Here is a 22248-nt window from a genome sequence, read left to right as displayed (position 1 = left end):
GATACAATCATTCAAGTCAACGAAGACAAGAACTGAAAATGTAACTTCTGTTACAACGCTGCGACTGGCGAATACGGCGACATGATCGAAATGGGCATCCTGGATCCAACCAAGGTTACCCGTTCCGCTCTGCAAGCTGCATCGTCGATCGGCGGTCTGATCCTGACCACCGAAGCTGCTGTAGCCGACGCACCGAAGAAAGACGGTGGCGCTGGTGGTGGCATGCCAGACATGGGCGGCATGGGTGGCATGGGCGGCATGATGTAAGCCAGCCTTACCCCCATACGAAAAACCCCGCCTGCGATGAGCAGGCGGGGTTTTTTATTGCCCTCGATTTAATCCTGGCTCAAGACCGAGGTGTATCTATCGCGGGCAAGCCACGCTCCCACAAAGGTGATGCGCACCCTGTGGGAGCGTGGCTTGCCCGCGATGACGTCAGATCAGGCGCTGACCGGTTGCGCTTTAATTACAGCTTCAGCTCTGGAGGCTGGTCGATACATCACGTAGTAATACGACCCCAGACAAATCAGCCAGCAGAAAATCGCCGTCCACACGTTGTGCGAGAAGAAGTGCGCGCCCTGCATCATCCGGCTGATGGAGAACACCGAACCCAGCGCGAAGGCAAAGATGAACGCCTTGCGTGCCAGGCGCGGACGGCGGTCACGCAGTACGAAGAACAAGGCAAACAAGGTGAATCCGGTGGCAGCATGACCGCCCGGCCAGCAGCGCCCGGGCTTGTTGGTCTCCGGACGATGGCTGAGCAGTTTGCTGTAGGTTTCATGGCCACCGAACTGTTCCAGACTCCATGGACACTGCACGGCAGTTACAGCCTTCATCGGCGTCACGAACGAAGTCGCCAGACCCAATGACAGCACCAGACAACCCAATTCACGCTTGAACGGTTTGAGTCGCTCAATGAAAAACGCCGCGACGAAGCCGATTACCGCAAACACCGAAAAGGCGATCACCACCTGTTTGGCGCGGTCGTGGAGGATGTCTTCAAGGAAGTGACTGTGCCGCCCGATGAAGTCGCCCGCGACCGGGTCATAAAACATTCGGGCCAGCACCATGTCCAGATCGGTCAGTTCCAGCAACACCAGAATGACCGCCGCAACGGCAGGAATCCCAAGGCACAGCCAGAAGTTCAGCGGCCGTGGGGCAGGGCGTACAACGTTTGATGACATGACAGATCCTGAACAAAAAAATGCCCCGGAGCATCAGTCCGGGGCAGTTCGGTTATTGTTTGCTGACTTGCGGAGCGCCCTCCTTGGGTGCCTTCCAGCCAAGCAGCTGTTGCGTGAAGCCATAACTGGCCGATTGGTAATAGGTAATGGCGCGGCTGATCAGCGGATCAGCGCTGGTGGCCCGGGATTCACGGCTCTCGGTGAGCGCATCGTCATGCCGGCGCAAGCCTTTGCGCGGGCTGAGAATCGCCAGATCCTTGCCGTCGAACAAGCCCAGATGCTGGTAGTTGCCGACCACCACGCGCGGCGGCAATTGATTCTCTTGCAGCAGATTGCGACCAAAGAACGTCGAGGTGTAATCCAGATTCAGCAAGCCCAGCAGGGTCGGAGCGAGGTCGATCTGGCTGGCCAGTTGGCCGTCCTCACGCGGCTCGATCAGCTTCGGCGCGTACACGAACAGCGGGATCTGATAGTTGCTGATCGGCAGGTCTTCCTTGCCCGCGCTACCGGCCGTGTGGTCAGCGACGAAGATAAAGATCGTGTTGTCGAACCATGGTTTTTGCCGCGCCTGCTCAAGAAACTTACCGATGGCGTAGTCGGTGTATTTCACCGCGCCGTCACGACCGTTGCCGGACTTGATGTCGATCCGGTTGTCCGGATAGGTATAAGGACGGTGGTTGGAGGTGGTCATCAACTGCAACAGAAACGGTTGCTGTTTGGCGTAATCGGCATCCGCCAGTTTCAGGGTCTGGTTGTACAGATCCTCGTCGGCCATGCCCCAGGCGTTCTTGAAGTGGATCTCTGATTCTTCGACGCTGCTCTGGTCGACGACGCGATAACCGTTGCCGCTGAAGAATGCGTTCATGTTGTCGAAGTAACCGCGTCCGCCGTAAACGAACACGCTGTCGTAACCCACGGCGCTCAACTGCTGGCCGAGGCTGGCAAAACCGCTTTCACGGCCAATGCGCTTGACGATCGAGCGTCCTGGCGTTGGCGGGATGGCCAGGGTGATCGCTTCCAGACCACGGTCGGTGCGGGTGCCGGTGGCGTAGAAGTTGTTGAAGTACAGGCTCTGTTTGCGCAAGACGTCGAGATTCGGCGTCAGGTTACGCCCATCGCCATTGCTGCCCAGGTACTTGGCGCTCAGGCTTTCGATGGTCACCAGCACGATGTTCGGTTTGCGCGTTACGCCCGGGTTGTCGATCACTCGGCGAATGTCCTGCGGGTCTTTGCCGATGAAACGGGCGTTGGATTCACCCAGTTCGGCGCGAATCTGCTGCGCGACTTTTTCCGGCGGCAGGCTGCCGTAGAACTGACCGTAGTCCAGTTCGTTGTTACGGAACGCGGCGAAAAACTGATAAGGACCGTTGCTCGCCAGTTCGTTTTGATAGGCGTTGCCACCCTGAGCACGCGGCGCGTCCTGGCTGAGCAGTTGCAGGCTCAGACCGGCGACGACCAGCAGGCCCAGCGCGTTGAGCAGACGTGCGCGCAATGGTGGCATCGGCGCGTTCATTGCGGCATTGAAGGGTTTGCGCAGGACAAGACTCAGGACCACGGCGAGTACTGCGAGAATGCTCAGCAGCATGCCGATTGGATACGACTCCAGCACGTTGTTCAGCACTTCATCGGAATACACCAGGTAGTCGACGGCGATGAAGTTGAAGCGCACGCCGAACTCATCCCAGAACAGCCATTCGGCCACCGAAACGAACAGCATGACAAAGAGGCTGACAGTCAGCAGACCTTGCAGGAACCAGCGATGACCGCGACGGCGCCACAAGGCCGGCGGGCACAGCAACAGATACAGGCCCAGTGGCAGTGCCGCATATGCAAGAAACCCCAGGTCATACAGCAGGCCGATACCGAATACGGAAACGGCAATGCCGCCGGCCTCATCCAGATGAGTTAGCAGCAGAATGATTCGGGTCAGGAAAAACACCACCAGCCAGGCGCCGGTAACAAGCTGCAGAAAGCGCATGGGCGCCGTCTTGAAAGAGTCCATTTGTGTACATCCTTATTATCAGGCTCGGAGTGTCGCGCGGCCACTGTAGTCAGGTTGTGAACCGATAGTGAAAAACTTGTTAAAAAACTAATTTGGTTGAGAGAGTTGATCTACGGGGCCTTCAGCCCTAGCCCTGAGTCGGCGTTGGTCGTAAGCTGCGCGGGCCACGACGGCTGTTACTGTGTACGGAGGAGATGCCAATGCGAATTCTATTGGTCGAAGACAACCGCGATATCCTGGCCAATCTGGCCGATTATCTGGGCCTCAAGGGCTACACCGTCGATTGCGCCCAGGACGGATTGTCAGGTTTGCATCTGGCTGCCACCGAGCATTACGACCTGATCGTTCTCGACATCATGCTGCCGGGGATCGACGGCTACACCCTGTGCAAACGCCTGCGCGAAGACGCCCGACGCGATACCCCGGTGATCATGCTCACCGCCCGCGATCAACTGGACGACCGCCTGCAAGGCTTCAAGTCCGGTGCCGACGATTATCTGGTCAAGCCATTCGCCCTGTCCGAGCTGGCTGCACGGGTCGAAGCAGTGATGCGTCGCACCCAAGGCGGAGGCCGACGTTCGTTGCAGGTCGGTGATCTGAACTATGACCTCGACACCCTTGAAGTAACCCGCGAAGGCAAGTACCTCAAACTCAACCCGGTTGGCCTCAAGCTGCTGGCGGTGTTGATGCAAAAGAGCCCGCACGTCCTGCGTCGGGAAATTCTTGAAGAAGCGCTGTGGGGCGATGACTGCCCGGACAGCGACAGCCTGCGCAGCCACGTTCACCAGTTGCGCCAAGTGATCGACAAGCCGTTCGCCAAGCCGTTGCTGCACACCGTGCACGGTGTGGGTTACCGCTTGGCCGAGGGTCGTGATGGAGTTTAAGCAAAGCCTTTCCCAGCGGATCATCATCGCCTTCGCGCTGATGAGCGCGTTGGTGGCCGGGGCCTTCGCCATGGGCATCGTTGCGACGGTGCATCTGGTGGAAGAAAAACTGATCTCGGCGGGGCTTGGCGGTGACTTGCAGCGCTTGCTGCTGATGGACAATGTGTCGGACTGGAGCCATCGCCCGGAACCGGATCAGTTATTTTATTTCAGCGGCGGCCCGGGCGATTTTGAGTTGCCCAAGGATTTGCGTCATCTCGATGCAGGTTTTCACGAAGTGTTCCGCGAGCAGCTGTCGTATCACGCGATGGTCGAAATCGTCGACGGCCGCCGTTATGTACTGCTGCAGGATCAAAGCGATTTCGAAGAGCGTGAGCGCGTGCTGTTTGCCGTGGTGCTGGTGGGTTTTGTGCTCAGTCTGGCGCTGGCGGTGTTTCTTGGCTGGGTGCTGGCGCGCAAGGTAATGGCGCCGGTGGTGCGGTTGGCGCGACAAGTGCGTCACCGCGATCAGTTGCTCGGACTGGCGCCACCACTGGCACCGGATTACGCCGCTGACGAGGTCGGCGAACTGGCGGTGGCATTCGATGCAACGCTCGGCCGTCTGCGTCAGGCGCTGACCCGTGAACGCCTGTTCACCAGTGACGTCAGCCACGAACTGCGCACGCCGTTGATGGTGCTGGCCAGTTCCTGTGAGTTGCTGCTGGAAAACCCCGGCCTTGATCCGCGCGGTCGGGCCCAGGTCGAGCGCATTGCTCGCGCCAGTGAAGAAATGCGCGAATTGGTGCAGACCTTCCTGATGCTCGCCCGCGCCCAGCGTGAAGACGCCGGGTCGGCGCCTCAGCAACATCTGGCGCATGTGGCCGAAAACCTGTTGGTTGTATGGCGCGAGCCAATCGAATCCAAGGGCCTGAGTTTGACCTTCGAGCCAGGTCAGCCACCGGATACGCGTTTTAACGCGACACTGTTAAGCGCGGTGATGGGCAATCTGCTGCGTAACGCTTGCCACTACACCGAGACGGGGTTCATTCGCTTGACGCTGAACCCTAATGGTTTTGTCGTCGAGGACTCGGGTGTGGGTATTCCCGAAGAGAAACGTGAGGCGATGTTCCAACCGTTCGTCCGTGGCAGCGAAAAACGTGGCGAAGGACTTGGCCTGGGGTTATCGCTGGTGCAACGCATCTGTGAGAACCAGGGCTGGACGGTCACCTTGAGCACCATGGAGCCCAACGGCTGCCGCTTTGAAGTAGACCTGAGTGTGCGCTGAGTCAAACTAATGGCCCCCGGCTATTGCAGGAAATGTGTAAAACCCTGTAATAGTTTGCTGGTTTACCTGACGTTTTTTTCACAAAGGGATGACCTGACGCTGACACGTCGCTCCATAAGGTGGGCCATCAGTAACTCAGGAGTCCCGATGATGGCTGGCCCGATCAAACTCGATTTTTCCGAGAAATACGACGACGTACATGCGCAGAAATATCTGCACAAGCATCAGAACGGTCTCGGGCGTCGATTGTCCCATTGGCGTGACGAGCAGTTGGCCCGCAAGGCGCTGACGCTGGCCGGTGAACCTGGGTTGGTGCTGGACCTGCCTTGTGGTGCCGGGCGTTTCTGGCCATTGCTGGCAGAGAAGCATAATCGGGTGATCATCGGCGCGGACAATTCCGAGTCGATGATCAAGACCGCAATGCAATCGCAACCCGCTGAAGTAGTGAAACGGGTACAACCCTTGCACACTTCTGCGTTCGACATTGCCTTGCCGGATAACTCTGTCGACAGCATTTTTTGTATGCGCCTGCTCCATCACATCGGTGAAGCCGAGCATCGACGGACGATTCTGCGCGAATTCGAACGGGTCACCCGTGACAGTTTGATCGTTTCACTCTGGGTCGATGGCAATTTCAAAGCCTGGAAACGCCAGCGCGCAGAGAAAAACCGTGACAAGCGCGAGTATCAGAATCGCTTTGTGTTACCAGCCGCTACGGTTGAGAAAGAATTTGAGGAGGCGGGTTTCCGCATCCAGGAACAGTTGGACTTTATTCCGCTCTACGCCATGTGGCGAGTTTACGTATTACGCAAGAGGTAACAGGATGGCAGTGCAGATTGCAGCAGAAACGGAAGTCGCTCCTCAGGACCGCTTTGATTACTACTGGAACCAGCGTGGCGAATGGGTAGAAGAACCCAACGTCCGCCGGGGTGGGGAAAGTGGTGTGCAACGTGTCGTGGGACGCGATGGTCAGCTGCTCTATGCGAAGCGCCAGACTGGACATATTTACCGCAGTTGGCTGCACCCGTTCGGACGACCGACGGTATTGCGCGAACTCGATGCACTGAACGGCGTATCCCGGCTCGGTGTGCGGGTGCCGGAAATCGTTTTCTGCGGTGCCTTGCCTGATCCGCAGCACAAGTGGCGTGCACTGTTGGTAACAAAGTCGCTGGACGGTTTTCAGGAATTCGAACACTGGCTAGCGGCCGGCGGACGCGAGCAGCATGGCGAAGCAGTCTATGAGCGAGTGCTCAAGGACATGGCCGAGAATATGGCCCGCATGCACAAAGGCCGCTGGCAGCACAGCTGCATTTACATCAAACACGTGTTCGTGCGGGTCACGGGCGAGGGTGAATCGGCCAAGGCCGAAGTGGCATTGATCGATCTGGAAAAGTGCCGCCAGCGTCTGACCGCTTATCGCGCCGCGTCCCATGACATGAAACAACTACGTCGCCATTCGTCGTTCAACGACACGGACTGGAAAAAACTCGTCTATTTTTATGAGACGGCGTTTGGCAGCGCTATCAAAGGTTTATAGCGATGAAACTCGAAATTGCACGAGGTGTGTTTCTGGTAGGAGCCTTGGCAGTTGCTTCATTGGCGATGGCTGCCTGGGAGCAGCCACGCATGCAGGTCATTGGCGCATCCAGCGGTGATGCCCATTGTGCTGTGCCACGGGTGGCGAAAGCCTCCGTGGCTACAAAACCCGATCATGATTTGTTGCTGTTCATGTTCGGATTGTCCCAAGGGATGAGGCCGCAAAGTTGAATCGATTGAAGTCCCAATAAAAGGCCCCGCGAATGCGAGGCCTTTTTTTATGCCCGCATTTTGGATCCTGCACGGGCCATTGTGGGAGCGAGCTTGCTCGCGAAAGCGACGTGACAGTCAACGCATCTTTGTCAGGCAGAACGCTTTCGCGAGCAGGCTCGCTCCCACAGGGGTCATGGGTGTTCTTTGGTATCCGGTTTCGCCAGCAGCGTGTAAACGCAAGGCAGCACGAACAGCGTAAACAACGTCCCGATCGACATCCCCGTGGCGATCACCAGCCCGATATCAAAGCGGCTGACAGCCCCCGCACCGGTCGCCATGATCAACGGCACCATGCCGAACACCATCGCCGCAGTAGTCATCAACACTGGACGCAGACGTATCGCTGCCGCTTCCTCCACCGCCTCTCGCGGTGTCAGACCCTTGTCCTTGCGCAACTGGTTGGCGAACTCGACGATCAGGATGCCGTGCTTGCTGATCAAGCCGATCAGCGTCACCAGCCCGACCTGGGTGTAGATGTTCATGCTCGACCAGCCGAGGAACAGCGGAATCAGCGCTCCGCAAATTGACAGCGGTACCGTCACCAGAATTACCAGCGGATCGCGGAAGCTCTCGAACTGCGCCGCCAGCACCAGGAAGATAATCGCCAGCGCCAGAGCGAACGTCACCCACAGCGCGTTGCCTTCCTGCACAAACTGCCGCGACGCACCGCCGTAGTCGAAGGAAAACCCGGCCGGCGCTTCTTCGCTGGCGATCTGTCGGACGGTATCGATCGCCTCGCCCATGCTCACCAACGGGAACCCGGACAACTTCGCCGCATTCAGTTGCTGGAACTGATTGAGTTGTCGCGGCCGCGCCCGGTCGGTGACAGTGATCAGGGTCGACAGCGGCAACAGTTCGCCCTTGGTGTTTTTCACGTAATAGTTGTTCAGCCAGTCCGGGTTGTCGCGGTAAGCGCGCTCGACCTGAGCAATGACCTTGTAGCTGCGCCCTTCGATGGTGAAACGATTGATTTCCGCCTCGCCGAGCAGCGTGGCCAGGGTGCCGCCCAGATCCTGCATCGACACGCCCATTTGTGCGGCCTTGGCACGGTCGATATCGACCACTACCTCAGGTTTGTCGAAAGCCAGATCAAGGTCTACGAAAGCAAACTTGCCCGACTCGGCCGCGCGTTTTTTGATGCGCTCGGCGACTTGCAGCAGCAGCGTGTAATCGTTGGCGGTGTTGATCACAAACACGAATGGCAGACCTTCCCCGGTGCCGGGCAGGGACGGCAGGTTGAAGCCGAAAATCTGCAACCCGGCGATCTTTCCCAGCTTGCCTTGAACCTCGGGGAGGATCTGCATCTGCGTGCGACTGCGCTCGTTCCACGGCTTGAGCAGGAAGCCGCCAATGCCGGTTTGCACACCGTTGTAGCCGTTGATCTGGAACGACGAGTAGTACTCCGGAAACTCCTTGAAGATCTTGATGAACTCGTCGGTGTAGGTGTTCAGGTAATCGAGGTTGGTCGGTTGCGGCGAGTTGGCCATCATGAAAATGATGCCTTGGTCCTCGTCCGGCGCCAGTTCCGATTTGGTGAACTTGAGCAGCACTGGAATCAAGCACAACACGATCACCGCAAACACCAGCACCACCGGCCGCGTGTTGAGTGTGCCGTGCAGCGTGGTCTGATAGCGGCGCTTGAGGCCATCGAAGATCCGGTCGAGGCGATGCGCCAGTCCGCTGGGGTTTGCCTCGGGACGCAACAGCAGGGCGCACATCATCGGTGACAGGGTCAGGGCGACAACCCCGGAAATCACCACCGCGCCGGCCAGGGTCAGCGCGAACTCCTTGAACAGCGCACCCGTGAGCCCAGTGAGAAAACCAATCGGCGCATACACCGCCGCCAGAGTGATGGTCATCGACACCACCGGCATGGCGATTTCCCGTGCACCTTCCAGGGCGGCATCAAACGGCGTCTTGCCCTCTTCGATGTGCCGGTGAATGTTTTCCACTACGACAATCGCATCGTCCACCACCAGACCGATGGCCAGCACCATGGCCAACAGGGTCAGGAGGTTGATCGAGTAACCCATCATTTGCATGAAGAACATCACGCCGATCATCGACAGCGGGATGGTCACTACCGGGATCACCACCGAACGCAGCGCCCCGAGAAACAGGAACACCACCACGATTACGATCAGCACCGCTTCGAACAGGGTTTTCACTACTTCGTCGATGGAGGCCTGAATGAACAGCGTGGCGTCGTAGGCGATTTCGCTTTTCAGGTTCGGCGGTAGCTGGGCTTCCAGCTCCGGCATGATCTTGCGCACTTCCTTGATCACATCCAGCGGGTTCGCCCCGGGAGTGGCCTTGATACCGATGTACACCGACGGCGTGCCACCGAAGGAGGAGATGGTGTCGTAGTTTTCCGCACCCATTTCCACCCGCGCCACATCACTGAGCAGCACGCGGCTGTCGCCACTGACCTTGAGTGGAATCGCGCCGAAGGCTTCGGCGGATTTCAGCTCGGTGTTGGCGTTGATGCTGGTGACCACGTACTCGCCTTTCACTTCGCCGGCAGCGGAGAGGAAGTTGTACTGGCGCACCGCATTGGTCACGTCACTGGCGCTGAGGCCGAAACCGGCGAGCTTCACCGGGTCGATCCACAGGCGCATGGCGAACACCTGATTGCCGAGAATCTCCGCTTCGGCCATGCCCGGCAGCGTCGCCAGTTTTGGCTGGATCACCCGTGACAGGTAGTCGGTGATTTGCGGGTTGCTCAAGTCTTTGCTGAAGAAGCTGATGTACATCAGCGCCGAAGCGTCCGCGGCCTCTTTGCTCAGCACAGGATCTTCGGCGTCCTGCGGCAGTTTGTTTTTGACTTCGTTGGCCTTGGCCAGCAGCTCGGTGAACAAGCGGTCGCTGTTGGAGCCGATGCGTGCGTAGATCGAGATCACCGAGAAGTTCTGGCGACTGACCGAGGTCATGTAGTCGATGCCCTCGGCGCTCGCCAGACTCTGTTGCATCGGTTGGGTGATGTAGCCCTGAATGGTCTCGGCGTTGGCCCCGGGGTAGGCGGTGGTCACCGTGATCAGGGCGTTTTCCATTTGCGGGTACTGGCGCAGCGGCAGCTTGCTCCAGGCCTGGAACCCCAGCAGCACAATCAGCAGGCTGACCACGGTGGCGAGCACCGGGCGGCGGATGAACGGGTCGGTAAAAGCCATGGGGATTCCTTGATCAGTCGGCGCGAGGCGGACTGTTCTGCTCGCCGAGGGTCTTGTCGTCGCTGATGGCGATGTGCGCGCCGTTGTCCAGTTTGATCTGGCCAGCCGTCACCACTTGTTCGCCGCTCTGCACGCCCTTGTTGATCATCACCAGACCGTCGCGGCGCTGACCAGTCTCGATGAAGCGGCGTTCGGCGATCAGCACCGGTTGGCCCTTGTCGTCCTTCTCGACGCTGCCATCCTCGGCTTTCTTCTGCCCGACCACGTACAGCGAATTGCCGTAAAGGGTGTAGGTGATCGCGCTTTCCGGCACCACGATGTGCTTCTGTGGATCAGGCAACAGCACTTCGAGGCTGGCAAACATCCCCGGCAGCAACTTGCCGTCGGGGTTGGCCAGGGTGGCGCGAACCAGAATGTTACGAGTGCTGGCTTCGACCAACGGGTTGATCGCGCTGATCGCTCCGGGGAAGTTCTGCCCCGGGTAGGCCGCGACGCTGATCTGCACCGGTTGCCCAAGCGCGAGTTTCGGCACCGATTGCTCAGGCACGTAGAAATCCGCGTAGAGGCTGCTCAAGTCTTGCAGGGTAGCGATCATAGTGCCGCTGGCGAGGTAGTCGCCAATGTCCACCTGACGAATGCCGATGGTGCCGCTGAACGGCGCGACGATGCGTTTTTTTGCCAGCGAGGCGTTGAGCTGATTGACCGTGGCCTTGTTCTTTTGCAGCACTGCGGAGAGTCGGTCGTATTCGCCCTTGGAGATGGCACGGCTGTCGACCAGCTGGCTGCCGCGCCCGAAGTCCAGTTGCGCGAGGCCGAGGTCGGCCTTGGCGGTTTCCAGCAGCGCGCTTTCGACGGCGCTGTCGAGTTGCAACAATGGTTGCCCGGCCTTGACCTTCTGCCCCGATTCGAATTTCAGTTCGGTGACGGTACCGGCCACCTCCAGACTGAGATTGACCCCTTGCAACGCCTTGAGCGAGCCGACGGTAGGCAAGCGCATCTGCCACGGACGCTCGGTGGCGGTGGCCACGGCGACACTGATCGGCGGTTTCGGCTTGGAGAATCCCTGAATCATGGTGTAGATCGAGAACGCTTTATACCCGGCCAGCACCAGGACGATCAGCAACACAACACCCAACATGATCAGCATGCGGCGACGCAGCATATTTCCAGTTCCTTGGATAAATCAGGCGAGACAGGCGCGAACATTACTCCGAGTCAGGGGTGGATTCCAACTGGCAGTTTTTACGGTTGAGGGGGGAGCATAAAACTGTGGCGAGGGGATTTATCCCCGTTCGGCTGCGCAGCAGTCGTAAAACCGGACACACGGTTCAATAGATAAACCGCGTGTGCCGGTTTTGGGGCGGCTTCGCCACCCAACGGGGATAAATCCCCTCGCCACAGAGTGCGATGCATCAATGCTGTTGGTGTTCAGGCCATCAGATGCAGATGGTTGTCCCAGAGCCCTGCAGGCAGTTCCAGCGGTTTGGCCAGCAGTTCATCCTGACGGCAATCGTAGTAACGGCAGCGGCCCTGACCCGAGGTCACGACGAAACCGTCCTTCACTGCACCAACGCCAGCACAGTCAGGCAACGGCGCGTCGAGGCGCACTTCGCCGCTGTCCAGATCCCAGATGAAGAAGCGGTTGCCGCGCGGAGCCGTCAGCGCCACCAGACGCAGATCGCTGTGCACGGCAACGCTGGCGGTGTAATGCCCCATCGCCTGCAACTGATGCTCAGGCACCGGGAACGCCACGAAGGGTTGCCCCGGACGCTTGATTGCCAATAGCTCCGACGACTCATGGGACGGGCCCATGAATTGCTGACCGGCAACGATGGTGCCATCGCTGGCAATCCCCAGATGGCGCACGCTGTTCATCTGCTGGGCGAGGGTTTCCTTGCTCAGCAAAGTACCGTCGCGCTGCATCAGCACCAGGCTCGGCTCCATGGCGTTGAGGTTCATGTCGACACGGCTTTCCGCCTCGGTACGAATCCCGCCATTGGCCACCACCAGCGTTTCGCCATCAGGCATCCACGACACTTGATGCGGGCCGAGACCGTGGGTGGAAATCTCGCCGCTGTGCACTAGCCGCTCGCCTTCGAACCTGTACACCCCGAGCAAACCACGACCGGCATCGCTGGTGTCATTTTCGGTGGCGTACAGGTACTCGCCGTCCTTGTGAATCACCGCGTGCCCGTAGAAGTGCCGGTTCGGCTGCGAGGTTACGGTTTGCAGCAATGCACCGTCACGCAGGTCGATCAGGTAACTCTCGGTGCCCGGACGCCGGGCCACGAACAACGCGATCGACAGCGTCGGGTGATTGATGATGTCGTGGCAACGCTGACCGACTTCGGTGGCGAACACGCGCGTGCCGTCCAGCCGATAACCGACGGCGTAGTGCTTGCCGTCAGTGTCGTCACGCGCCGACAGCAGCAACGGGCTCTGATCCTTGCGTTTGAACAGCGTCCAGCCGCCCAGTGTCACTGCTCCCAGCAGCAAACTACCTAATGTCAGAGCCTGGCGTCGCAGCATGGCACTTGCCCTCATCAGTCACCGTCGTTGGCGTTGAAGCCCAGTTGAATGCCCAGCGCCTTGGCCAGTTCGCCTTCGTGCAGGCGATGGACGACGTTGAGGCTGTCATAGATATCGTTGAGTTGCTGGCGACCGGCGTCGTCCTGAAGCATTTCCGTCAGCGAGCGCTGAGTGCTGTCGAACAGTTTCAGCGACGCGGCGTAAGCGGCATCGATCTTGTCGGCCAACGGCTTCTGCTCGGCTGGCAACAAGTTGCGCAGGCCTTTGTTGTCGACGCCTTCCCAAACCGTTTTGGCCGCGGCCAGGCTCGCTTCCAGTGCCGCCATCGACGACTGGCTGCGCCACGCATCAGCCTGGAACGGCTGCGGTACGCCTTTGCTCTGGCGGCCCATTGGCGTGCCGAGTTTTTTCTTCAGGGTATCGAGTGCGGTGACTTGCACGCGCAGCAGATCGGCAATTGCTTCGTGGGAGTCGGCGTAGCGCTGGTTCGGGAACTTGGTCATCTGCGCGAGCATGCCGTCGGTGTTGTTCCAGCTCTGCAGAATCTCTTCGGCCAGTTGCTTCTGACGTTCGCCGATGGCGATCAGTAGCGGGCAATACTTGGCTTTCTGCGCATCGTTGGCGACGTCAGGCTTGGCGTCGAACAGGATGTACTCGTAGGCCGACAGACCCTGAACCACCACGCTGGATTTGGCCAGTGCTGCGGCATCGATCTGCGGCTGCGCGATCACCAGTTGCTCGACCTGACGGCCGACGAGGTTTTTCTTGTCCGGCCAGAACTGCACCTGCCACGAACGGTTGCCTTCGGCCAGCGGACCGATCAGCAATGGTTGCAGCTCGGCCCAGGCTTTCTGTGCGTGCAGGAAGTCGGCGCGAGCGGTTTCCAGGGTTTCCTTGCCCTGGCAGTAGGCGAGGGCGCTGACCGCCAGTTGCTTGTCGGCTTCGACCCAACGGGTGTAGGTCGGCAGGATCACCGATTTGGCGATGGCAGCCGAAGTAACGGCTTGCGGGTCCTGTGGCGAGCATGCGCCGAGGGCGAGCGCGGCAAGGCTGGTGAACAACAACTTGGGACGGAACATGTCGGGCTCCCGATTCTTTATCAGTGTTTAAAGTGAGTTCAAAAACGCCAGCAGCGCGGCACGCTGCTCGGCATTGAAAGACAAAACCTGTTGCTGCGCCGCTTGCGCTTCGCCGCCATGCCAGAGCACGGCCTCGAGCAGATTGCGGGCGCGGCCGTCATGCAAAAACTGGGTGTGACCGCTGACTGCCTGAGTCAGGCCGATGCCCCACAACGGCGGCGTGCGCCAGTCGCGGCCGGAGGCCTGAAATTCGCTGCGGTGGTCGGCCAGCCCTTCGCCCATGTCGTGCAGCAGCAGATCGCTGTACGGGCGAATCACTTGATTGGCCAGTTCAGGTTCAGCCGCGTTGGCGACCGTGGTGTATTTGGGGGTGTGGCAAGACTGGCAACCGGCCTGGAAAAACAGGTTCTTGCCGGCCAGCACTTGTTCGTCGTTGATGCCACGACGGGCCGGTACGGCGAGGTTGCGGGTGTAGAACAGCACCAGACGCAGAATGTTGTCGCTGACTTCCGGCTCGCCGTTCGGACCATTGCCGTTCGGTGCCTGTTTGCAGGCGATCTGCGCATCGGTGCAGTCATCGAACGGTCTCAGGCTGGTGGTGAGGCCCATATCACCAGAAAACGCGTGAACATTTTGTTGATTGAGGTTCGGTTGTCCGGCTTTCCAGCCAAATCTGCCCACCACAGTCTTCTGTAACTCGTCGTCCCAGACCCGGTTCACGCGCCCGGCGATGCCGTTATTGTCTTTGGCTTGCGCGGCGGCGTTGTCGAGAATCGCCTGTTCGGGGATCGCTTCAAGCAGGCCGAGGCCGATCATCGGCGGGGCGACCCGAGCAGAGAAGCGCGTGTCGGGGTGCATCGGGCCGTAACCGAGTTGGGTGAACTGCAACGATGGTTTGCGCAGTTCGACTTCGCTGCCGTCCTTGAAACGGATCGGTACGGGCGTGTATTCCACCCGTACCTTGCCTTCCGGGGTCACGCCCGGCACGGCCATGTCCTGAAACTGGCCGCCGTACACAGGTTCCGGCACCACGCCGACTTGCTCGATAAGCCTGGCGAACTCCGGCGCATCGGGAATCGACAGGCGCACCAGCATCGACACCGCATTCGCTGCATCAGGCGTTGGCGGATGACCGCGACCGTCCTTGATGTGGCAGTTCTGGCAGGCGTTGGTATTGAACAGCGGCCCTAGGCCATCGCGGGCAGTGGTGGTCGACGGGGCGATCACCCACGGGCTGCGGAAGAAGCTGTTGCCGACGCTGAAATCGACCCGACGCGACGGCGGCAGGTTGGCCGACGGCAGGGAGAACGCATTCTGATCAGTCTTGCGCACGGTCGTCGCACCGCCGGAACGCGCTTCACCGGGCTCGGCCTTGGTAAAACGCGGGGCGTCATCGCAGGCACTCAGGCCCAGGGCCAGAAACAGTGCGGACAAGCGAAGAGGCAGCGAGGGCATCAGACATCCTGCGGACGGGCAAAAATAAAGGCGCAAAGTCTAACAGGGCGAGGGGGTTTGAATAAGAGGAATTATCGTTTGCTTGATATGGAACAGGGTTTTTACTTGAGACCGAGGTGTGGCTATCGCTGGCAAGCCAGCTCCCACAGGGATCGGTGGCGCACTCAGATTTTGCGATCACCGCAGAACTTGTGGGAGCTGGCTTGCCAGCGATGGGGCCATCAGCATCACCGCAAAAGGCAGGAATGAAAAAGGCGACCCGGAGGTCGCCTTTTTATCGAACGGTGTTGATCAGAATTCGTGATCAGCGTTGTCCGGGTTCAGGTCGCTGATGCCCAGTTTGCCGGCAGCGGCTTCGATCGAACCGGTCTGCTTGACCAGCGATGCGATAGCGTCGCGGACGATCTGGTTGCCAGCGGTGTTGCCGGCAGCGATCAGTTGGTCGTAGTGCTCACCCTTGTTGGCGTGATCGACCATGACCTGGATCTTGGCTTCGGTAGCAGCCAGATCGGCTTTCAGTGCGGTGTCGGCAGCCGGATCGGCCTTGGCCACCAGCGACGACAGGCTGGCGCCGGTCATTTTGGTGCCGTCGGTGCGGGTGTATTCGCCCAGGTACACGTTACGAATGCCTTTGGCGTCGTAGAAGTGCGAGTTGTGCGTGTTGTCGCTGAAGCAATCCTGTTCGTCTTCTGGCGAGTTCGCTTCCAGAGACACCTTCATGCGCTCGCCCGCCAGTTCACCCAGCGACAGGCTGCCCATGCCGAAAAGCATTTTGCGCAGACCGGTTTCGCCTGGCTCGGCTTCCAGCGTGGCGCGGTAGTTGTCGGCCACGTTCGGCTTCCAGTTACCGACCATTTCTTCCAGGTCGCTGACCAGCAGTTGGGTCACGGCTTTCAGGTAGGCACGACGACGGTCGTTGTGACCGCCAGTAGCGCCAGCGCCTTCCAGGTAGTCGGAAGCAGGACGGTTGCCAGCGCCCGGGCCGGTGCCGTTCAGGTCCTGGCCCCAGAGCAGGAATTCGATGGCGTGGTAGCCGGTGGCAACGTTGGCTTCGGAACCGCCCAGCTCGTTCAGGCTGGCGAGTTTTTCCGGGGTAATGTCTTCGACATCGACCTTGTCTTCGCCGACCTGAACTTCGGTGTTGGCGATGATGTTGGCGGTAGCGCCCGGGTTGCCCAATGCGTGTTCGTAGGATTTGTCGACGTAGTCGATCAGGCCTTCGTCCAGCGGCCAGGCGTTAACCTGACCTTCCCAGTCGTCGATGATGGTGTTGCCGAAGCGGAACACTTCGCTCTGCAGGTACGGAACGCGAGCAGCAACCCAGGCAGCGCGGGCGGCTTTCAGGGTGTCGGCGTTCGGCTTGGCGAGGAATGCGTCGACTGCGGTTTGCAGGGTTTTCGCGGTGGATTCGGCATCGCTGTAAACGGCGAAGACCATGTCGGCGTAGTGCGCGACCACAGCCTTGGCGGCGGCTTCGTCGACTTTACCGGCAGCGGCAGGAGCAGCCGCAGGTGCGGTGGTGCTGGCGGCTGGAGTCGGCGTGGCCGGAGCGGCGGCCTTGTCTTTGCCTTCGCCGCAACCGGCGAGGGAAATAGCGATGGCCAGCAGACTGGCGGTAGCCAGAGGCATACGAATCATGGCGAACATCCTGCTTCGGTAATTGAATGGACAGGCGCGGGGGTGCGCAAAGCTGCGACATAATGCAAATCTTTCGCATTATGTGTAAAGGGTTGTGGCTGGAAATATTTCTTATTTACGCAGATCAAAAGATCGCCCGATCGCGGCCCGAGCCTTCGGCAGCTCCTATAGGGCGAACGCATTCCAAATGTAGGAGCTGCCGAAGGCTGCGATCTTTTGCTTTTATAAAATGGCCGCGTTGCTGCGCTGGGCCTGTTTCAGGTAGGCGGTCAATTCACGGGCTGGCAGTGGTTTGCTGTAGTGGTAGCCCTGACCTTCGTGGCAGCCTTCGGAGATGATGTACGCCTCCTGCTCGGCCGTTTCCACCCCCTCGGCAATCACCTGCATGCCGAGGCTTTTGCCCAACTGGATGATGGCGCGCACGATGGTCGCATCGTCGTCGTCATCCAGCAGATCCTGAACGAAGCTCTTGTCGATTTTGATCTTGTCCAGCGGCAGACTTTTCAGATAACTCAGCGACGAATACCCGGTGCCGAAGTCGTCGATGGCGATCAGGGCCCCGGAGCGGCGCAGGCTCAACAGATGCTGCGCGGCGGTGCTGATGTCTTCCATCAGGCCGGTCTCGGTAACTTCCAGCTCAAGGCTGCGCGGCGGCAAACGATAGATCTGCAGCAAGTTGTTGACCACCCGTGGCAGCTCGGCGTGGTGCAACTGCACGGTGGACAGGTTGACCGCCATGCGCAGATCGGCAAAGCCTTGATCGTGCCATTCGCGCAATTGCTTGCACGCCTGATCCAGCACCCATTCGCCGATGGCGATAATGGTGCCGTTCTGCTCGGCCAGTGGAATGAACAGATCCGGCGGCACCAGACCGTGCTCCGGATGTTGCCAGCGAATCAACGCCTCGACGCCGACCACACGGTGATCGCGGTAGCTGATCTGCGGTTGATAGACGAGGTAGAACTGATCACGCAACAGCGCATCGCGCAGGTCTTTTTCCAGCTCACGGCGTCGGCGCATCTCGCTGTCGACGCTGGCGATGTAGAACTGATAGCGATTGCGCGAGCGGGTCTTGGCCAGCGTCATGGTCTGCTCGGCCTTCTGCAACAGCTTCTCGGTGCTGTCGCCGTCCTCGGGGAACAGGGTGATGCCGATGGTCGCACGCAGGCGGATCTCCTGATGATCGAGGGCGAACGCCGCTTCCAGATCATCAAGAATGCTTTGCGCCAGTTCCGCCGCTTCGTAAGGCTGTTCGATATCGGCCTGAACCAGTGCGAACTGGTCGCCGCCAAGACGGGCGAGGGCGCCGAGGCGTCCGCTGTGGGCACGCAGTCGATCCGCCAGCGCCAGCAGCAACTGGTCGCCGGTCTGGTAGCTGAATTGCTCGTTGATGCCTTTGAAATCATCCAGCCCCACGCACAACACCGCGACCCGACGTTGCAGCTTGCCGGCATCGACCAGAATCTTGTCCAGTTGCTGCTGCAATTGCTGCCGGTTCGGCAGGCCAGTCAAAAAGTCGTACTGGGCCATGCGCAGCAGGCTGTTTTCCGCTTCGTGGCGCAGGTGGGTATTGCGTTCGATGGACTCGAGCAATTGGTTGGCGGTGTTGATCCAGATGCCTAACTCGTTTTTCTCGTGGCCCTTGAGCTGCGGAATCTTGTGTTCGCTGGGGCGATCCGGATTGATTTCGGTCAGGTGCTCGATGATCCGCGACAGCGGTTTGGTCAGCAGCCAGTGATAGACCAGATACAGCACCAGCCCCATGGCCAGAGCACGCAACACCCCGGAAATGAAGATGATCACCGAGCTGACGATAAAGCCCTGCCCGTACGTGGCGGTGTCGAGGGTGATGCTCAGGTCGCCGTAATACTCGCTGTAAGGGCCGCGACCCACCAGTTGCGTGGTGAAGGTGCGTTCCTGTCCAAGAATCAGGTCGGTCAGCCAGCGGCTGTTGGACTGCTGCAAGTCGCGGGATTTTTGCGCGAGCATGGCTTCATTGGGATGGCCGATGGAGGCCTGACGCACGGCGTCATCCTGAAACAGGCCTTCGATCACCTGCATGCCCATCTCCCGGTCCAGGCTGTACACGGCCTGAGTCGAGGGATCGCGGAACATGTCGAGGATGCGTTCGGCGTCGTTGGCAACGGCCTGACGGGTTTTATAGGCGTCAAACACAATCTGCGCGCAGCTCAAGACCACGCCAACGATCAATGCCGACAGGAGCACGACCCGGAGCAACTTCACCGACAAGCTGTTCTTGAGTTCCAGCTTCAAAGGGTTATTCCTTAATCCGTGCGGGTAGCGTCAAGTTGCCATGAGTATTGGCAATCCGGTGTTGGCAGTCAAAGGGACAATCAGGCCCGGGGGAAATTGCCTTCGGGCTTGGCCAATATGCTGCTGACTGGAGTATTTGCCCTATTCGTACTGTTTCGGTAGTTTCTGCCTCCAACTTGAGGGGATCTGGAGAATATTTCCTCTGATTGATGTTAGCCCTCTGTGCGAAGGCAGCAAGCCGCTTGGGGCTGCTTTTACCGTGGGATAAATGCGATCCCAATGTAGGAGCTGCCGCAGGCTGCGATATTTTTATTTTTTTTTTAAAAAAAAAAAAAAAAATATCGCAGCGTGCCGCAGCTCCTACACGGGGTGATTTATCGGTTAGTTAGCTGGCTAAGGGGATGGCGCTGGCGCACCGAAAAATGGCACATTGACGCACCTGCCTGTGTGCACCCATCTGTTGTCCGGAAACTCCCATGGCTATCAGCAACGCTCAGAACGCCGCTGCCTCGGCGCCCGCAACTCCACAAAGCAGCCCGTTGGTCATGCGCATCATCGGCGCGGTGGCGCTGGCGCATTTGATCAACGACCTGATTCAGTCGGTGCTGCCGTCGATCTATCCGATGCTCAAGGCCAACTACGGCTTGAGCTTCACTCAGGTCGGCCTGATCACGCTGACCTTCCAGCTCACCGCTTCGCTGCTGCAACCGTGGGTCGGTTATCACACTGACCGCCACCCGAAACCGTGGCTGTTGCCGGCCGGCTCCATTTGTACGCTGATTGGCATCGTGATGATGTCGATGGTCGGCAGTTTCCCGCTGATCCTGCTGTCGGCGGCGCTGATTGGTATCGGCTCATCGACCTTTCACCCGGAGGCTTCACGCATTGCGCGACTGGCCTCGGGCGGACGCTATGGTCTGGCGCAATCGACGTTCCAGGTCGGCGGTAATGCAGGTTCGGCGTTCGGCCCGTTGCTGGCGGCGGCGATCATCATTCCGTTCGGCCAGAGCAACGTGGCGTGGTTCGGTTTGTTCGCGGTGTTTGCGCTGTTCGTGCTGTTCCGCATCAGTCGCTGGTACGCCCATCACTTGAACCTGTTCAAGCTCAAGGCTGGCCAGGCGGCGACTCACGGGTTGTCCAAGGGCAGGGTGACCAGCGCGCTGGTGGTGCTCGGTCTGCTGGTGTTCTCCAAGTATTTCTACATGGCCAGTTTCACCAGTTACTTCACCTTTTACCTGATCGAGAAATTCGACCTGTCGGTCGCCAGTTCGCAACTGCACCTGTTCCTGTTCCTCGGTGCGGTGGCGGCGGGGACGTTCTTCGGTGGACCGATTGGCGACAAGATCGGGCGTAAGGCGGTGATCTGGTTCTCGATCCTCGGGGTTGCGCCGTTCACCTTGATCCTGCCGCACGTTGATCTGTTCTGGACCAGCATTCTCAGCGTGGTGATCGGCTTCATCCTCGCCTCGGCGTTCTCGGCGATTGTGGTGTACGCGCAGGAACTGGTGCCGGGCAATGTCGGGATGATTGCCGGGATCTTCTTCGGTCTGATGTTCGGTTTTGGCGGGATTGGCGCGGCGTTGCTTGGGCACCTGGCGGATGTTCACGGGATTGAGTACGTGTACTTCCTGTGCTCGTTCCTGCCGTTGTTCGGGGTGTTGGCGATCTTCCTGCCACGCACGAAAAAAGCCTGATCCCACACAATTTAAACTGTAGGGGTGAGCCTGCTCGCGATCGCGGAGTGTCAGTTAAGGTTGAATCGACTGACACAACGCTATCGCGAGCAGGCTCACTCCTACAGGGATTGGTGGTGTGGGGAGATTATTTCAGGCACAAAAAAGCCGCGTGTTGAACGCGGCTTTTTTATTCGGCGGTGTTACTTACACGTTGAAACGGAAGTGCATCACGTCGCCGTCTTTAACGATGTAGTCCTTGCCTTCCAGACGCCATTTACCGGCCTCTTTGGTACCGGCTTCGCCCTTGTATTGGATGAAGTCGTTGTAGGCGATGACTTCAGCGCGGATGAAGCCTTTCTCGAAGTCGGTGTGGATCACGCCGGCAGCCTGAGGTGCGGTGGCACCGACTTTGACGGTCCAGGCGCGGACTTCTTCGACACCGGCGGTGAAGTAGGTCTGCAGGTGCAGCATTTCGTAGCCGGCGCGGATTACGCGATTCAGGCCAGGCTCTTCCAGGCCCAGGGCCTCGAGGAACATGTCTTTCTCTTCGCCGTCATCAAGCTCGGCGATTTCCGCTTCGATCTTGTTGCAGACCGGAACCACCACAGCGCCTTCTTCTTCGGCGATGGCGCGAACCACGTCCAGGTGCGGGTTGTTCTCGAAACCGTCTTCAGCGACGTTGGCGATGTACATGACCGGTTTGGTGGTCAGCAGATGGAAGCCCTTGATCACTGCTTTTTCATCAGTGTTCATGTTCTTCATCAGGCTGCGCGCAGGCTTGCCTTCGGTGAAGTGAGCGATCAACTGCTCCAGCAGGCCTTTCTGGACCACTGCGTCCTTGTCACCACCCTTGGCGTTACGCGCGACTTTCTGCAGTTGCTTCTCGCAGCTGTCGAGGTCGGCGAAGATCAGTTCCAGGTCGATGATTTCGATGTCGCGCTTCGGGTCGACGCTGTTGGAAACGTGAATCACGTTCTCATCTTCGAAGCAGCGTACGACGTGAGCGATCGCGTCGGTTTCGCGGATGTTGGCGAGGAACTTGTTGCCCAGGCCTTCACCTTTCGAGGCGCCGGCAACCAGGCCAGCGATGTCGACGAATTCCATCGTGGTCGGCAGGATGCGCTTTGGATTGACGATGGCCGCCAATGCCTCAAGACGCGGGTCCGGCATCGGCACGATGCCGCTGTTCGGCTCGATGGTGCAGAAGGGGAAGTTCTCGGCCGCGATACCGGATTTGGTCAGGGCGTTGAACAGGGTGGACTTGCCGACGTTAGGCAGGCCTACGAT

The 22248-nt window shown here is 59.2% G+C and carries 16 protein-coding genes and 1 pseudogene; 7 read left to right on the top strand and 10 right to left on the bottom strand.

The window, feature by feature from the left end; genetic code table 11:
- Window positions 1–267, top strand: a pseudogene (locus ACIOZM_RS24895) (TCP-1/cpn60 chaperonin family protein); the annotation flags it as partial.
- 173 nt (window positions 268–440) lie between these two features.
- Here ACIOZM_RS24895 and ACIOZM_RS24890 read toward each other — a convergent pair.
- Complete coding sequence (locus tag ACIOZM_RS24890; RefSeq protein ID WP_401218571.1) at window positions 441–1184, bottom strand: phosphatase PAP2 family protein; 744 nt, start codon at window positions 1182–1184, stop codon at window positions 441–443.
- A 52-nt stretch (window positions 1185–1236) separates the two neighbouring features.
- Complete coding sequence (locus ACIOZM_RS24885) at window positions 1237–3186, bottom strand: LTA synthase family protein (protein WP_401218569.1); 1950 nt, start codon at window positions 3184–3186, stop codon at window positions 1237–1239.
- A 200-nt stretch (window positions 3187–3386) separates the two neighbouring features.
- Between ACIOZM_RS24885 and ACIOZM_RS24880 the strand changes: the two genes are divergently transcribed.
- The 5 genes from ACIOZM_RS24880 to ACIOZM_RS24860 all read left to right on the top strand — a co-directional run bounded on the left by ACIOZM_RS24880 (window position 3387) and on the right by ACIOZM_RS24860 (window position 7101).
- Window positions 3387–4070: a response regulator transcription factor gene (locus ACIOZM_RS24880; RefSeq protein ID WP_401218566.1), complete on the top strand. Its 684-nt coding sequence runs from the start codon at window positions 3387–3389 to the stop codon at window positions 4068–4070.
- The gene (locus ACIOZM_RS24875; RefSeq protein WP_401218563.1) at window positions 4060–5334 is read left to right on the top strand and encodes a sensor histidine kinase; all 1275 of its coding nucleotides are present in this window, start codon (window positions 4060–4062) and stop codon (window positions 5332–5334) included. The genes ACIOZM_RS24880 and ACIOZM_RS24875 overlap by 11 nt, the downstream gene beginning before the upstream one ends.
- A 150-nt stretch (window positions 5335–5484) precedes the next feature.
- On the top strand, window positions 5485–6153 hold the full coding sequence (locus tag ACIOZM_RS24870) for a class I SAM-dependent methyltransferase (protein ID WP_401218560.1): 669 nt from the start codon (window positions 5485–5487) through the stop codon (window positions 6151–6153).
- A 4-nt stretch (window positions 6154–6157) separates the two neighbouring features.
- Complete coding sequence (locus ACIOZM_RS24865; protein ID WP_401218558.1) at window positions 6158–6871, top strand: lipopolysaccharide kinase InaA family protein; 714 nt, start codon at window positions 6158–6160, stop codon at window positions 6869–6871.
- A 2-nt stretch (window positions 6872–6873) separates the two neighbouring features.
- Complete coding sequence (locus ACIOZM_RS24860; protein WP_401218555.1) at window positions 6874–7101, top strand: hypothetical protein; 228 nt, start codon at window positions 6874–6876, stop codon at window positions 7099–7101.
- 173 nt (window positions 7102–7274) lie between these two features.
- Here ACIOZM_RS24860 and ACIOZM_RS24855 read toward each other — a convergent pair whose 3' ends face one another.
- From ACIOZM_RS24855 to ACIOZM_RS24825, 7 genes are all read right to left on the bottom strand, one after another.
- Complete coding sequence (locus tag ACIOZM_RS24855) at window positions 7275–10310, bottom strand: multidrug efflux RND transporter permease subunit (RefSeq protein WP_401218553.1); 3036 nt, start codon at window positions 10308–10310, stop codon at window positions 7275–7277.
- 13 nt (window positions 10311–10323) lie between these two features.
- Window positions 10324–11472 (bottom strand): efflux RND transporter periplasmic adaptor subunit, encoded by a 1149-nt coding sequence (locus ACIOZM_RS24850; protein WP_401218550.1) that lies wholly within the window; start codon window positions 11470–11472, stop codon window positions 10324–10326.
- Between the two features lie 266 nt (window positions 11473–11738).
- On the bottom strand, window positions 11739–12839 hold the full coding sequence (locus ACIOZM_RS24845; RefSeq protein WP_401218548.1) for a DUF1513 domain-containing protein: 1101 nt from the start codon (window positions 12837–12839) through the stop codon (window positions 11739–11741).
- 14 nt (window positions 12840–12853) lie between these two features.
- Window positions 12854–13918, bottom strand: a complete 1065-nt coding sequence (locus tag ACIOZM_RS24840) for an imelysin family protein (RefSeq protein ID WP_401218546.1) — start codon at window positions 13916–13918, stop codon at window positions 12854–12856.
- 27 nt (window positions 13919–13945) lie between these two features.
- Complete coding sequence (locus ACIOZM_RS24835) at window positions 13946–15373, bottom strand: di-heme oxidoredictase family protein (RefSeq protein WP_401218543.1); 1428 nt, start codon at window positions 15371–15373, stop codon at window positions 13946–13948.
- Window positions 15374–15664: 291 nt separating this feature from the next.
- A complete protein-coding gene (locus tag ACIOZM_RS24830) occupies window positions 15665–17011 on the bottom strand; it encodes an imelysin family protein (RefSeq protein WP_401218540.1) in 1347 nt (448 codons plus the stop codon).
- Between the two features lie 222 nt (window positions 17012–17233).
- Complete coding sequence (locus ACIOZM_RS24825) at window positions 17234–19285, bottom strand: putative bifunctional diguanylate cyclase/phosphodiesterase (RefSeq protein ID WP_401218538.1); 2052 nt, start codon at window positions 19283–19285, stop codon at window positions 17234–17236.
- A 476-nt stretch (window positions 19286–19761) separates the two neighbouring features.
- Between ACIOZM_RS24825 and ACIOZM_RS24820 the strand changes: the two genes are divergently transcribed.
- Window positions 19762–20979: an MFS transporter gene (locus ACIOZM_RS24820; protein WP_401218535.1), complete on the top strand. Its 1218-nt coding sequence runs from the start codon at window positions 19762–19764 to the stop codon at window positions 20977–20979.
- Window positions 20980–21165: 186 nt separating this feature from the next.
- Here ACIOZM_RS24820 and ychF read toward each other — a convergent pair.
- On the bottom strand, window positions 21166–22248 hold a 1083-nt coding region (ychF, locus tag ACIOZM_RS24815; RefSeq protein WP_401218532.1), incomplete at its 5' end, for a redox-regulated ATPase YchF.

It is taken from the genome of Pseudomonas sp. NPDC087346, assembly GCF_044744235.1.
Classification (GTDB): domain Bacteria; phylum Pseudomonadota; class Gammaproteobacteria; order Pseudomonadales; family Pseudomonadaceae; genus Aquipseudomonas.
This window is presented reverse-complemented; position numbering and strand designations above follow the sequence as displayed.

Excerpts from the sequence above, each read along its gene's own strand:
- ACIOZM_RS24855 (WP_401218553.1), bottom strand. The coding sequence starts at position 10,310 with ATGGCTTTTACCGACCCGTTCATCCGCCGCCCGGTGCTCGCCACCGTG.
- ACIOZM_RS24820 (WP_401218535.1), top strand. The coding sequence starts at position 19,762 with ATGGCTATCAGCAACGCTCAGAACGCCGCTGCCTCGGCGCCCGCAACT.
- ACIOZM_RS24875 (WP_401218563.1), top strand. The coding sequence starts at position 4,060 with ATGGAGTTTAAGCAAAGCCTTTCCCAGCGGATCATCATCGCCTTCGCG.
- ACIOZM_RS24880 (WP_401218566.1), top strand. The coding sequence starts at position 3,387 with ATGCGAATTCTATTGGTCGAAGACAACCGCGATATCCTGGCCAATCTG.
- ACIOZM_RS24845 (WP_401218548.1), bottom strand. The coding sequence starts at position 12,839 with ATGCTGCGACGCCAGGCTCTGACATTAGGTAGTTTGCTGCTGGGAGCA.
- ACIOZM_RS24865 (WP_401218558.1), top strand. The coding sequence starts at position 6,158 with ATGGCAGTGCAGATTGCAGCAGAAACGGAAGTCGCTCCTCAGGACCGC.
- ACIOZM_RS24860 (WP_401218555.1), top strand. The coding sequence starts at position 6,874 with ATGAAACTCGAAATTGCACGAGGTGTGTTTCTGGTAGGAGCCTTGGCA.
- ACIOZM_RS24890 (WP_401218571.1), bottom strand. The coding sequence starts at position 1,184 with ATGTCATCAAACGTTGTACGCCCTGCCCCACGGCCGCTGAACTTCTGG.
- ACIOZM_RS24840 (WP_401218546.1), bottom strand. The coding sequence starts at position 13,918 with ATGTTCCGTCCCAAGTTGTTGTTCACCAGCCTTGCCGCGCTCGCCCTC.
- ACIOZM_RS24830 (WP_401218540.1), bottom strand. The coding sequence starts at position 17,011 with ATGATTCGTATGCCTCTGGCTACCGCCAGTCTGCTGGCCATCGCTATT.
- ACIOZM_RS24885 (WP_401218569.1), bottom strand. The coding sequence starts at position 3,186 with ATGGACTCTTTCAAGACGGCGCCCATGCGCTTTCTGCAGCTTGTTACC.
- ACIOZM_RS24870 (WP_401218560.1), top strand. The coding sequence starts at position 5,485 with ATGGCTGGCCCGATCAAACTCGATTTTTCCGAGAAATACGACGACGTA.
- ACIOZM_RS24835 (WP_401218543.1), bottom strand. The coding sequence starts at position 15,373 with ATGCCCTCGCTGCCTCTTCGCTTGTCCGCACTGTTTCTGGCCCTGGGC.
- ACIOZM_RS24850 (WP_401218550.1), bottom strand. The coding sequence starts at position 11,472 with ATGCTGCGTCGCCGCATGCTGATCATGTTGGGTGTTGTGTTGCTGATC.